This window comes from Pontixanthobacter luteolus, assembly GCF_009828095.1.
Classification (GTDB): domain Bacteria; phylum Pseudomonadota; class Alphaproteobacteria; order Sphingomonadales; family Sphingomonadaceae; genus Pontixanthobacter; species Pontixanthobacter luteolus.
Map to the genome: position 1 here is coordinate 412,973 of NZ_WTYP01000001.1, position 15,034 is coordinate 428,006.

At 60.0% G+C, this 15,034-nt stretch carries 3 protein-coding genes; 2 read left to right on the forward strand and 1 reads right to left on the reverse strand.

Going from position 1 to position 15,034, the window contains the following annotated elements:
* The first annotated feature begins 75 nt into the window (after positions 1–75).
* Entirely contained in the window at positions 76–12,879 is a 12,804-nt protein-coding gene (locus tag GRI43_RS01960) for a hypothetical protein (RefSeq protein WP_160729420.1), read from the forward strand.
* A 58-nt stretch (positions 12,880–12,937) separates the two neighbouring features.
* Entirely contained in the window at positions 12,938–14,377 is a 1,440-nt protein-coding gene (gene cysS / locus GRI43_RS01965; RefSeq protein ID WP_160729421.1) for a cysteine--tRNA ligase, read from the forward strand.
* Between the two features lie 15 nt (positions 14,378–14,392).
* Here cysS and GRI43_RS14060 read toward each other — a convergent pair whose 3' ends face one another.
* On the reverse strand, positions 14,393–15,019 hold the full coding sequence (locus tag GRI43_RS14060) for a 2OG-Fe(II) oxygenase (protein ID WP_160729422.1): 627 nt from the start codon (positions 15,017–15,019) through the stop codon (positions 14,393–14,395).
* Between the last annotated feature and the right edge of the window lie 15 nt (positions 15,020–15,034).

Here is a 15,034-nt window from a genome sequence, read left to right on the forward strand (position 1 = left end):
AAGCTTGCCAATCGCCATTAATTCTGCGGCTCAGGCTGTTGTAAACGCTGACAGGTTCAGCGCGGAGAAGACGCTATGACGGTGCAACGGGTGAAAACGCCTCTTTCGGGAACGAGCGGCCAGCGCAACCGCGCGATACGGCAGCGCTTCATGAAGTCGGGATCGGCAATTGCGACCTCTATCGCGATCGCGCTTGCCGGGGTGTTGGCATCACCAGCCGCAGCGCAGACTGCCGGCGGCGTACCATCCATGCCCAATCCGCGCAGCGTCATGATCGAGCGTCCAGTGGAAACGCCGGGTCCGATGCGTCCCGGCAGTCCAATCATGTCCGGTCCGCAGGTGCCCCGGATCAGTATTCAGAGCAATGCCGCGCCAGTCCGGCTGATCACCCCGGACGACATACGCATTTCAGGCAGGGCCACGCTTGACCCGCCTTTCGTGCCAGCGACTGCGCCAGCCGTGAGAGCGGCGGTGCAAAGCCATACGCAGCCGGTCATGGTGGAAGATATCCGGATCACGACACCGGTAGTGCTTCCACCTGCAACGCCCGCCGTGCCTCCTTCCGATGTCGGCTCCGCAGGAACGGGTGTGGCGGGGATAAATGTCTCCGCATATGCGCGTTTCAGCGATGCGGAAATCGGCTTCAGGCCTGGAAACGCGGCGGATATTGTCGACGTCAGGGCAGCAGAAGCCATCATCAACTGGACAACGTTCGGAAACGGTTCGCCCGGCGGTGAAGTCAGCTTCCTCGGCGAAGGGGCCAAGCTGGGCTTCACCAGTGAATTGTCGCAATACACGGTTCTCAACCGAGTGTTCACGCCCGGCTTCGACAGCGCAATCCGGATCGATGGCAGCGTCAGCAGCTCGGTCGCGGGTGGGGCAGCCGGGGGAAATGTCTGGTTCTACAGCGCTGGCGGGATCATCGTCGGATCGACAGGCGCCTTTGATGTTGGCAGCCTTGTCCTGACCACCAGCCAGCTCGACACGATTTCCGGCAATGGCGGGGGCATGCGGTTCAGCGGTGTGGAAACGCCTGGCAGCGCGATTGTGATCGAAGCGGGCGCTGATATCGCGGCCACCGGTTCGCTTGCTATCGTCGCCCCGCGGATCGAACAGCACGGCACCGTCGATGCAGGCGGTTCGGTTGCCTATGTCGCCGCTGAACAGGCACAGTTGACCATCGATAATGGCCTGTTTGATATTGCCGTTTTGGTGGGCAGCGAAGATGCCAATGGCATCGTTCATACTGGTACGACCACGGGCCCGTCGGCAAATGCCAGCGGCGCGCCGCGCGGTATCACTATGGCCGGAATCTCGAAAAATTCGGCAATGACCATGCTGGTGGGCGGCAGCGTCGGCTATCAGGCGGCAAGCGCTGCATCGGTTGATGCGAACGGGCGAATAGTGCTTTCCGCTGGGGATAGCGATTCCATCAACGTTATCGACGCCGACCTGTCGGGTAATGTGAGCGCCACGGCTGGTCAGTCGATCCGCTTTGGTGCCAGCTCAGGCCAGTCAGCTTCGGCAAACGGTGATGTTTTGCTGAAGGCAGGCGTCGAAGGGAAGTCTGGCGGCACGATTGATGTGTTTTCCAATGGTGATCTGAATGTCGGCGGCAATCTCTCGCTCGATACCAGCGTTTCCGGCAATGGCCCGATTGCGCGCGGCACGGTCGATATATCCGTTACCGGCGCGGGCTCTACTTTGGCAGTCGGCGGTGATCTGACGGTTGATGCAAGTACATCGGGCGCGGTCGGTGCTGCGTCCGGCGAAGAAGTGCAGATTTCTGCATCGGGCACCGGGCTATCTGGCGGCTTGCTCGTAGGCGGCAACATCGCGATTGGCACCTCGGCTGCGGCGGGTTCGGAAACCGGTGTAACCGGGGCGGGCGGTGTGACGGTTTCCATACAGGACGCTGCACTCAGGTTCTCTACCATGGTGGTGGATAGCAAGGCTTCGGCCAACGGCTCTGCCTTGGGGCAGACCGGTGCGGGCCGCGATTATCAGGGCGGCAGCTTCACCCTGCACCAATCAGGGGATGCCGAAATTGCCGGTGATGCGCTGATCATTGATGCCAGTGCTGCGGGCGTCGATGGTAAAGGCGGCATGGGCGCGGGCGGCAAGCTCGAACTGAACATTGGCGGAGGGGACCTTACCCTATCCGCGATCGACCTGATCAATGCGGGTATCGGCGGAAACGGTTTGCGCCAACTGGATGAAAGTGCGGCACCCGCCGACTATCTTGGCTTCACCGGTTCAGACGCGTTCTATTCTGCTTCGGGGCGCGGCGATCTGATCACACCAGTGGAAATCGCACATGCGACCGGCCTGCCTTCCGCAGGTGATGGCGGTGACGGTATCGGCGGCGATATGACCTTCAATCTGACCGCAGGGTCGGCGACCGTTCTGAACTTCACAGTCAATGCAAACGGCATCGGCAGCGAAGGCGCAGCGGGAACCAGCGGCAGTACGAATGGCGGCGCCGGTGGCAACGGGATCGGCGGCACGGCCACCTTCAACGCGATTGGAGGCACACTGAATGTAACCGATACGCTAACGGTGACCGCGACCGGCAATACGCTGGAAATTCGCGGCAATGGCGGCTCAGGCTCCGGCACAGATGGCGGCGCTGGCGGCCTTGGCATTGGCGGCACAGCGATCTTCAATCTGGATGGTGATGCGGTGGTCACTGCCGATATCATCACGGTCGATGCGACTGCGTATGGCGGCAATGGCGGATCGTCGGATGTCTTCTTCTTTACTCTGACTGCGGGTTTCGATCCGGCCAATGATGCAGGTTCGGGCGGGGATGCAATTGGCGGCACAGCTACATTCAACGACATCGCCGGAACGCTCAGTTTCAACAATCTGTTCGTCGCAGCAGAGGCTTTCGGCGGAAACGGCGGGAATGCGCAGACCGGCGACGGCGTGTCGTCAATCGGCGGTGCCGGCGGCGATGCCGTTGCAGGAGATGCCTCGATCAATCTCAATCGAGCGCTCGATAATTTGCAAAATTACGTCGCGATTGCCCGGTCGCTTGGCGGCACAGGGGGCAATGGAGATATCGCGGGCGTTGGCGGCGATGCCTTTGGCGGGAATGCGTCGATCAATGTGAACGATGTTTCCGTCCGGGTGAATTCGTTCTTTATCGATACTCTCGCCGTTGGCGGGACCGGCGGATCATCCATTCTGTTTCAGGGAACAGGTGCAGCCGGCGGCAGCGGTACCGCGGGCACATCGTCGATCAATATCAGCGGCGCTGCGGGTGATTTCAGCACCTTCGGCGTAAACACTATGAGCGCGAGCGGTTTCGGCGGCACGGGCGGTGTCGGCGGGCCCAACACACTTGATTTCGGAACCGGCGGCATAGGCGGAGTTGGCGGTGATGGCATCGGCGGAACCGTATCCATCCAGGTGACTGACGGGGCTTCTGCCAATCTGGTTTTCGATGACGAGATCGCCGCAAATGCCAGGGCTGGCAATGGCGGGGCAGGCGGCGATGCGTCCTTTACAGTGGGCGGCGTCGGCGGTGATGCAGGCAACGCGACCGGCGGTCAGATATTGATCGATGTGCTGGGCGGCTCGACCCTCGATCTGTCATCAGCATCCGGCACGTTGGCGCTCGGTACTATTGCGAGTGGCGGCAGCGGCGGAGATGGCGGGCTTGCTGGTTCAGCGGGACGGGCAGCGCCCGGTCTAAACGGGAACGCTACAGGCGGGCTGATACAGCTTAACACCGCGGGCACTGGCTCGGTATTCAATATCGGCGGCAGCCTGATCGCCGAAGCGCGGGCTTTGGCCAGTCTCGACAGCCGGGCAGACTCCGTGGCCGGATCGGCATTTGGCGGTGACGTGATTGTGCAAGTCGGCAGCGGTGCGAGCTTCGCTGGCACAAGCCTGGTGGCAGATGTGACTGGCCGCGGCGGCGCAGGCGAAAACTCCAATGGTGATGCGGAAGGCGGCCTTGTCACGGTTTCAGTGACGGGCGGATCACTCTCGCTGTCCGATCTGGTGATCGATGCCGGCGCAGATGGCGGTGCCTCTGTCGGGGATACTGGCGGTAACGGGAGCGACGGCGGCGCTGCAACGGGCGGTCTGGTGAACGTATCCGCTGACGCAGCTTCCACCTTCATCCTTGGAAATCTGGATATCTCAGCCAATGGCTTCGGCGGAAGCGGGGCAGACAACCCCTTTGGCGGTATCGGCGGACAGGGCGGGGCAGGGATCGGCGGCGCTGTTTCCATCAACCTTGCAAATGACCCATCGGTGGGTTCCGTTTTCATTGACGCTGAAGGGCAAGGCGGTGCGGGCGGCGCTGGCGGGTTCGGCGCGAATGGCGGCACTGGCGGAACCGGGCGCGGCGGGACAATTGATTTCTCTGCTGCCGGTAGCGGGGCGATGTTGCCGTCGCTGATCTCGCTAAACCTGAACGCCGCAGCATTTGGCGGCACCGGTGGCCGGGGCGGAAATGGCGATACGTCCTCTGTCGGCGGCACGGGTGGGACGGGCGGCCTCGCTTTCGGCGGTGCTGCGCGTTTCGCAGTGTCAGGCGCTGGTGCGAGCTTCGAATTTGATCCCTTCATTGTCCTGATCGGCGCCGATGCGACCGGCGGTGCTGGCGGATCGGGCGGCGACAATTTCCTCGGCTTCACAGCGGGTAATGGCGGAATTGGCGGCGGCGCGACCGGCGGTGAAGTCGCGATTATCGCCGGAAGCGGTAGCTCTGTTTCGTTGATCCAACCATCGACGGACCCGTTCGGCTTGCGGGCAAACGGCACGGGCGGTGCCGGGGGAACTGGCGGTAATCTGGATCTGACCAATGGCGGCACGCAAGGGTCGGGCGGAGACGGCGGGATCGGTACGGGCGGCTCGCCGGTGCTCAGATCGGTTGGCGGGACGATCTCTGCAGGCGATGTTGAATTGACCGCACTGGGGATCGGCGGAAACGGTGGTTTCGGCGGCGATGATGGCAATGCGACGCTGGGCCCGCAGGGTCTTGGCGGGGGCGGTGTGGGAGGCACGCCGACGATCGAGACTTTCGACGGTAGCCCGGGCATCATCACGCTCGGTAATGTGCTGCTGGACGCGACTGCAATTGGCGGTGCGGGCCTGCTCACCGGAGCAACGGCAGGCGGACAGATTACGATCACCGATGGTTCGGCGGACCCGGCCGGCCTTATCACGATGGGTTCGCTGACCGCGATTGCAACAGGAACGGCGGCAGCGCCGGGCACGCCGTCGCTGACCATCGAAAGCAGTTCAGGACCTATTACGGTGCTGGGCGATTTAGACGCCGATGTCGCTGGTGACATTATCTTCAATTTCGACGGCGATGGACAAATGCTGGTCGGCGGTTCGACCACGCTCAGTGCCGGCGGGGATATCCTGCTCACCCATACGAACAATCCGCTGACCGTAACATCAATAGACAGCGCTGGCGCTTTCATCGCTTCGGCTGGTGGCAACTTCGATTTCCAGTCCGGATCGATCATCAACGGGTCGGGACTTGTTTCGATCACCGCACAAAGCATCACTTTCTCTGATGTTCTTGCCGGAACCAATATCATCCTGAACGCTACGAATGGCGATATCACCGGCCTCGCCGATATGGTTGCGACCGGTTTTATCGATCTGGATGCAACTCAGGCGATTTCGGTTCTGGATGCGGATGCCGCGACCGGATTTACCGCCGATGCGGGCGGCGATGTCGCATTTGGTACAGTCATCAATTCGGATGGTAATCTGACCGTTAATGCAGGCGGATCGATCAGCGGCGTTTCTGCGATCAACGACGCTCCGGTCGGCAGCGCATTCTTCGATCGAACGGTGCTTACCGCAGGCACGGATATCACGCTTAGCGGAACCGCGCAGTCGGTCGATGATGGCGTTTTCATCAATGCGGGCGGGAATATCAGCGTTGCAGTAATCGACGCAGCTGACAGCATTCAGGTTATCGCAGGCGGGACTCTGTCCGTCGGAACGGCGGCCAACACCAACGCCTTCGATGGTATCTTCCGTGGAACGTCGATCAACCTCGACAATGCCGACATTCAGCAGTTCCTGACCATCGATGCGACGGCAGGCGACATCACCGGTACCGGTGCCATCAGCGGCGGGGCGATCGTCAATATCGACGCAACCGGCGGCATTGCATTCGGCAGCCTGACCGGCACCGGCTCGATTGATGTCAATGCGGGCGGCGATATCGTTGGCGGTGATGTAAGCGGCGGCGCGCTGACTACATTCGACACGCCGGGCAGCATTACATTGGGTGATGCGTCGGCCAGCGGATTTGGCTTGCAAGTGCGCGCAGGTACGAATGTCGATGTCGGCAATGTTTCGACGACTGGCGGGGTGGCCAGCCTGAACCTCCAGGCAGGCGGAACGGTTGATTTCGTTTCGGCCAATTCCGCGTCCCTGCTCGATATCACCGGCACCGCGATCAATGGCGGCGATGTCCTGGGCGATGATCAGGTCGACGTAATCGGCGACAGCGTAAATGTCGGCACTGTCCGCTCGCTGAGCGGTTTCGTTTTCGTGCGCGGTCTCGCGGGTGACGTGATCGTGGGCGATGTGACGTCCGACAGCTTCGGCGTCACTATCAGTGCGACAGGTTCTGCGACAACCGGTGCACTTATAGGCAGCGGCACAGGGGTCACCACCGGCGGCGATGCGAATATCGCGTCGGCATTCTCACGGTCCAGCCTTACCTGGAATATCGGCGGAGATCTGACAGCTGGCGACATAACCGCCTTGGCGAGCAGCCCCGGCATGGGCGTGACCGTGGGCGGCGATGCGATTGTGGGCGATGTCAGTTCCAACGGGCTTCTGAACTGGGATGTCGGCGGAGCGCTGACGGGCGGTAATTTCTTCGGCAACAGCCTGACCACGCTGGATGCCGCCTCGGTCGATCTGGCTTCGGTCGATACGAACAACTCGGGCACGGTCACAACGACATCCGGCGATGCGTTGATTGGCAGCATCTCGTCACGCTTGAGCTTCAATGTCTTCTCCGCTGGATTGGCGGATATCGACCTGGTCCAGCCCACACTGGATTCGCTGATCCGCGGTACTTCGGTAACGGTTGGCGATGTTGCGACAGGGCGCAATCTGCGGCTCGATGCAACCGCAGGTTCGGCGACCATTTCCGGCAGCGTTTCGACCGGCGGATTGCTGGATATCGATGCAACCGATTCCATTTTTATCAATTCAGCAACCCCGATCACGGCGGGCGGTATCATCGACCTCGATGCCGGGGTTGATATCAATTTCCAGTCGCTCACCTCGACCGGCACATTCAATGCCAATGCTGGGGGTGACATCACATTTAGCGCTGCCAATTCTTCCGCAGGAATGAATTTCGTCGCTGGGGGGAGTATTCTGGGCGGTGCCATTGATACCGGCGGTGCTGCTGACACGACATTTACCGCAGGCGCTGCGGTCGTGCTGGATGATATCGTCACGCGCATTCTTACCGTTTCGGCGGGTACGGACCTGACGGTTGGTAATGTGGATGCGATCGGCAGGGATATTCGCGGCATTGCGATCGACCTTGATGCAAATGGCACCGCGAGTTTCGGTGCGCTGACATCCGGCCGCGGCATCAGTATCAACGCCGTGTCGATAGCTGGCGGTGATATCGTCTCAGACAATGGCGTGACAATTTCTGCGAGCGACATTGCGGTGGGCTCGGTCGCTGTGATCGAGAATGGCGGTATCCTGCTCGATGCGTTGATGGGCGATCTCGTCTCCGGCGATCTAACCAGCACAACCTTCGGCATTGTGGCCAGATCGACGGGGTCGGTGACAACCGGCAACCTTCTGGTCAACGGCACCGCAAACGCTTCCGACATAACTGTGTCCGCGGGGACGGATGCGAACATTGGCGATGCCACTGCCGGTAACGGCCTCAGCATTACCGCTGGCGGCAATCTTGTGGCTGGCAATCTGTTTTCGAACCTTGTCAGCCCGGGCACGCCGATCAGCGTCGGCGGGGATGCCGCAATTGCTTCCTTCGATGCCTCTGCCGGCTCCGGGGCGATTTCTGTCGGCGGCGCGCTCACCGGCGGCTCCTTCAGTGCCAATGGCGTTCTGACGATCAATGCAAGCTCGGTCGATATCGCTTCGGCGGTATCGGATACTCAGTCCGTTACCATTGATGCTGCATCGGGTGATGCTCTGGTCGGAAATACAGATTCTGCCTTCAGCACTGCAGTTACTGCGGCAGGGCTGGCGCAGGTCGGCAATGCCGTAACGGGCACTGGCTTTACGATCCGCGGGGCGAGTGCGTCTCTCGACTCCGGGTCAATCACCGGCGATCTGGTATGGGAAGCAACCGCAGGCAATATCGATGGCAGCGGGGCGATTTCGGTTGGCGGCGCGATAGATCTGGATGCAACCGGAAACATCGGTTTCGGCTCGCTCAATGCACAAGGTGGAGCGTTCACTGTCGATGCTGGCGGCGACATCGCATTCGGCGGCGCAAGCAGCAACGCCTCCATCATTTTCAACGCAGGCGGTGCCGTAAATGGCGGTGATTTGACGGCGACCAATGCGGTAACCGTGGGCGCCAATTCGATTGCGCTCGGCGATGTTGCCGCAGGGAATATCGCGCTTACCAGTGCGACGGACCTGCTGTTTAATCTTCTTTCATCGCCCAATGCGATTTCGCTCAGCGCTTCGAACGGCCTGATCGGTGCGAACAACGGTGCCGGGGACATTGAAAGCGGCGGCGATGTGACACTGCTGAGCCAGTCGATTGATGTCGGCGATGTAACTTCTGGCGGGGCGGTGGATGCAACTGCAACAGCCGGTGATGCTGGTTTCGGTGTCGTCGATGCGGCGACATCAATTACCATCGCCGCTGCTGGGACCCCCATGGTTGGCGGCATCATCACAGGCGGAAATGCGAGCATAACGGGCGATTCTGTTACGCTTGGTGCTAGTGATATCGGCGGCAGCCTGCTGCTTGACGCTCAGGCCGGTGATATTCTGTTGCAGCTGGACGGTGCGGAGCAAATACGGGTCGGTGGTGCCACGACGCTCAATGCCACGCAGGATATTACGGTCGTCCACACCAACAACGCGGCTGGAACAATTTCGCTGGATAGCGGCTTTGGCCTCATTGGCAGCGCGCAAGGCAATATCGACGCGCAGCAGGGTTCGATCCTTTCGGCGATCGAGATCATCCTGCTTTCAGGCGGTTCTTTGATTGCGGACGATTTACGCGCAGCGGCGGCGATTTCCATCCAGTCGGGCGGCAGCGTGTTGCTAAACAATGCACTCGCCGCCGGACCGCAGGGGATTTCAAACCTTCGCGGCATTTCGATCGACGCTGGCCTGAACCCGTTCGGCAGTTCGGCATACGATAATCTTGCCAATGTCAGGATTACTGGCGCCGTCGATTCCTATGCCAGTGTTTCGATCCGGTCAGGGGGCAGCACCATCTTCGAGGCCGGATCGTCTACGGCCGCGAACGACCGCATTTTCGTACAGACCGGAGATGACATAATCGTCGGGACAGGTGCCGCGCTTACGAGTGCGCGCAGCCCCCTTAATGCGCCCGATCCCGCCGATCCATTCAACGGGGTGGGGGCGATTGATCTGGATGCAGGAGGTCTGACCAATCTTCTCAGCATTCCGGCAACACCGTTGGCGTCGATCGTGATCGACGGCACTCTGAACGCAAACGGTGCGGCGATCATTGCGACCGGGAATGCGATTGACGGGCTGGACGGCGATTTCATCGCCAGTTCGATTGCGCTGGATATCAACGACGCGCCAGCGGACGGGGTGACGCAAAGTGATGATGCCGGGCTGCTTTCAGCCAACTGCCTTCAGGGCAATATCTGCATCGGAAACATCGAAGCCGACAACGTCATAGAGATCGGCCAGCAGAGCAATAACGACGTAATCCAGTTGATTATCGAGCAAGGCAGCGTCGATGCCAACGACATCCTGATCACGACCCGGAACGACATCGTTATGGGCACGAACGGCATTGCAACCCAGCTGAGCGCCGCCAACCTGTTCAGTGCGACCAGCATTTCCGGCAATGTGAATTTGTTCGATGCCGATATTTCCAGCACGCAGATCATCATTGATGCAGCCGGTAGCCTGCTGGGCAATGCCGCGCTCACCAGTTCCGGCGATATCGGAATTACCGTAGGCCTGGACGTTAACGCTGCCTCGCTTGTCGCTGGCGGCGAGATTACCTCTGCTGCCGATGTCGGCGAGGTGCTGGAAGGCTTCTTCGCTGTCCCGGGCAGTATCCGCGTGGGCACGATTTCGGTCGGCAGTGGAAATCTCGACTTTTCTGCAGGCGGCGACATTGTAGTGGGAACAGTTACCGTTCCGGGCTCGGATATCCTGTTTGCAGCTGGCGGCCTGGCGCAATTGGACGCCGCCAATTCCGCGATCAATATCTCGCTTGATGGCGGCTCGGTCATATTCGGTGATGTCAGCGCTGCTGGAAATATCAGTGTGGTTTCGGCCTCATCTATCGACTTTGGCGCGCTTGTCGCTGGCGGGGCGATCGATCTGGCCGCTGACGGGGCAATCGCCGGAACAGGCATCAATGCCGTGGGCGATGTTACAATGATCGGATCGTCAGCCGTGATTGCCGAGATACTCAGCGGCGGAACGATTTCCATCGGTGCCTCTGCCGGGGATATTGATGTCGCCAATATGATTGCCGACGGCTCTATCTTCCTGGATGCAGACGGAAACATCTTCGCTGACCATGCGGAAGCCGGCGCAGATTTCATCGCGACTGGCGGCGGGGACATTACCACCGGCCTCAATTCGATAATCACCGGCGGCGATATCATCATCAATGTCGACAATATCGTCGATCTGGGCAATTCGAGCGCCGGCGGCCTGATCGATGTGGCTGGCAGTCAGATCGACTACGTATCTCTGACAGCCGGCGGCACGATCGACCTGCTCGCCCGGATTACAGGCAACACCGTGCGCGGTGATGGCAATATCACCGGGGTCACGACCAGTGCAGGCGGCGGGGCAAGCAGCATGACTGCCGAAACCGGCTCGATTGCCTTGACCGGATCGGCGATTGTCGGCGGCAGCCTGTCGCTTGATGCAGCTGGCTCGATCAGCCTCACGTCTGGCGACATTCAGGGTGGGGCGCTTTCTGCCGCTGCCGGTCAGAGCATCGCGTTCGATCAGGTGTCGGTCGCAGGTAACGCCGATTTCCTTGCAGGCACTTCGATCGATTTCACATCCATCGACGCTGGCGGCGACGTCAGCATGATTGCCAGTTCCGGCGGCGTGACGGGGAGCAGTATTTCAGCAGCCGGATCGGTCACAATTTCAGCCGATCAGGCGATCATCCTCAACACGCTTTCCGCCGCATCGGCTGCGTTGCAATCGGTGAACGGGGCAATCTCTGTCGATACCGACATAATCCTCGATGATTTGCTGGTTGCCCAAGGTAGCGAGGTATTCCTTCGATCCGCCCATGATCTGGCAGTGCAGGCTGACGCCAATACCGGCACTGTCGACATTGAAACCACGGGCGATCTTGATGTTCGCGGTTCGACCGCACCCGGAAACATCTCTCTGGTCAGCACGGGCGGTTCGGTCACGGTGTCGCAGCAGGTCAATTCAAGCGGCGGTGACATTGTCATCTCGGCAGTACCGGATGTGACTGTGCTGGCGGACGTTATTGCTGCCGGTAACCTGCAAATCGATGCAAGCGGGCTGGTCGACATTCAGGCAGTTGCCAGCGGAATTCTGGTCGATATCATTTCTGCCGATATCGCTGTCGGCAGCGACGCAGCGATTGGCCAGAGTGACCGCACGACAGGCATTACTTTCACCGCCATTACGGATGAAGCCGTTCTGGGCGGAGCAGGCGGTGTGACCGGCGTGTACGAACTGGACAATGATGAATTCAGCCGCGTGTTCAGCGGCGGGATCGTCACCCTCAACGCGGTCGGTTCCAGCACGGGCGGTTCGTTCGTGACCATCGATGATCTTGATGTTGTCGCAGGCGTCGGCAGCGATCTGAGCGGCTCCAATATCGGCCAGGATGGCGGCCTTGTGGTTATCGCCGGTGATATCGCAGTGGAAGGCTCCCTCTCGGTTACAGATGCGACGTCTGCAACCTTCGTGGAACTCGATGCCCTCAACCTGATTACGGTGGATTACGAGGCCGGTAATATCGGCATCACCGATACGGACGGATTGTTCGGCGGCACAGTCTCGCTGATCGCCACATCGGTCGAAGCCATCAGCGATAGCGCGCGTTCGGATATCTCCGGCCTCTCATTGCCGGAAGTCGACGAACGGCTTGGCCAGAATGACGGTTTGGTGCGGCCCGATGGGTTCTTCCAGGCAGGTACAATCCTGTTCGAAGTGGGCGAAAGCTTGCTGATCCAGAACACCGGTGCCGGAACTGCGTTTGATGACAGGCGTGGTTTCGTTGCGGACAGCGTTATCGTGGTGGGGAACAGTAGCACCGATCCGGTCGATATCGTGATCAATGGCATCGTCGCAGGCGAAACCGGTGTCGAAGCCCTGGCGTTGGTTGATTTGACCGATGTCGACCCCGCTGCGCAATCCACGATCAACGGCTGCCTGATCGCCGATCCTTCGACCTGCGTAAACATCATCGTCGATCCCGAATTTGATGATCCGAACGACAGCCCGATCCGCGAACTGATCGAAGACCAGATCGAACCCGACAGCCCAGCGGGCGACACCATCGTGTCGATGGTAGTGGAATTCAGGACGGATCCTGAACGTTCGCCTGATCCGCTGCTGGATGAGCCGGTAACCGGTGCGGGCAACGAGGATTTCTGGTTCATCGAGGCGGAAGAGTGCGAGCAAGGCGATGCGGAGCAGTGCGCGGCTGAATAGAATGGCGGGACAAGTGGTGGCTTGACCCGGTCGGCCCGCCGTGTGCATGGCACCGGCCATGAAAGACGCCCCGCTGAAACTGTTCAACAGCCTGACCCGCAGCCTCGAAACATTCGAACCCGTCCATCCGGGCGAGGCGCGTGTTTATAGCTGCGGACCCACGGTCTACAATTACCAGCACATCGGCAATATGCGCGCCTATGTGTTCGCAGATACGCTGGGCCGGACGCTGCAATGGAAGGGGTACAGGCTCACCCACGTCATCAACATCACCGATGTCGGTCACCTCACCTCTGACGCGGACGAGGGCGAGGACAAGATGGAACGGATGGCGGCCCGCGAAGGCAAGTCAGCCTGGGATATCGCAGCATTCTACCAGGAAGATTTCGAGCGTGACCTTGCCCGCCTGAACGTCCAGCCAAAGCAGCACCCGCGCGCGACAGAGTTCGTCGAGGCGATGATTGCCTGGGGCAAGCGGATCGCAGACAAACACTGTTACGAGCTCGATAGCGGGCTGTATTTCGACGTCTCGACGGTCGATGATTACGGGCGGTTGGCACGCGCAGTGACCGAAGACGGGGAAGGCCGCATCGACACGGTCGAAGGCAAGCGCAACGCCGCCGACTTCGCGATCTGGCGCAAGACCCCGGAAGGGGAAACGCGGCAGATGGAATGGGACAGCCCATGGGGCCGCGGCGCGCCCGGCTGGCATCTCGAATGTTCGGTCATGGGCGAAAACCTGCTCGGATTTCCGTTCGACATCCACACCGGCGGGATCGACCACCGCGAGATTCACCACCCCAATGAAATCGCGCAAAATCAGGCATATTGCTGCACCAACGGCCTCGATAACGCCGAAAACAGCGGCGCACGCATCTGGATGCACAACAATTTCCTGGTCGAACGATCGGGCAAGATGTCTAAGTCCTCAGGCGAATTCCTGCGTCTGCAATTGCTGATCGACAAGGGGTATCACCCGCTCGCTTACCGCATGATGTGCCTGCAGGCGCATTACCGCAGCGAACTGGAATTTTCATGGGAAGGGCTGGGCGCCGCGCTCACCCGCCTGAAGCGGATGCTGATAGGCATCGAGCGGCTAAATGCCAGGATTGAGGCGGAACCCGCTGGCCAAGCCGACATGAGTGTCCACCAAATTGACGAGGCCATCTCAGATGATTTGAACACTGCACGTGTTTTAGTAATCGCTGAATCAATCGCTGCCTCAAAAGGCTATGCATCAGACCGACTCACTGCTCTTCGTGAATGCGATGAAATTTTGGGCCTCAATCTATTCGGTCTAAATCGTGCAGACCTTCGTATTCGGCCCAAAAATGCTTTGCTAAGCGAAGCCGAAATCGAAGCGGCAATCGAGCGGCGCAAGACCGCCCGGGCGGACAAGGATTTCGCCACATCCGACGCCATCCGCGATGAAATGGCGGCCAAGGGCGTGGAGCTGATGGACGGCGATCCGATTGGCTGGGAATGGAAGCTGGGTTGAAGCCGTTCGGTCAAACTAGCGCGTACGCGCGCGTCTGATCCAGCAATTGACCGAAAAACGCGCGTTGGAAAAGGCGTCGCCCGGGATAGATACCGGCAAAACCGCATGGGGCGTGAAAGACGGGAAGACCACCAATCGGTCATGCAGCGGGGCGGTCAATTGCGGCGCTGCATCGCCCCTGATCGGTGCAATTGCCAATTCGCCGCCGGAAAATCCCGACGGTTGCCGGTAAAAATAATAGACCGCGCTCAGCAGGCGGTCGGTATCCGAAAACTTGCGTGTTTCGTCGGTGAAGGTGTCGATATGCCGGGTAAAGAAACACCCGTCGCGGTGCGCGGCCATGTCACATTCTATGATCGGGTCCGCTATTGGCATCAGCCCGGCCAGGCTGAAACATTTTTCCAGATTGTCCGATATGGCGGCGCGAAATTCGCGGCCAATCTCGCCTAGGTCGCCGGGATAGTGCCAGCTGCGCCGCACTGATCGGTCACTGGAGCTTTCCTCGCTGGATGTAGTTACCCGGGTCGGCGCAAAACTGTTTTCTTGCAGCAGGGCAAATTCGAGAAATCGAGCTGACATTTTTGGGCCGAGAAACCCGTCGATTGTGCCGAATTTCGTGAACAGAGAGCTTTCCGTACTCACGCTGGATCTCGCTTC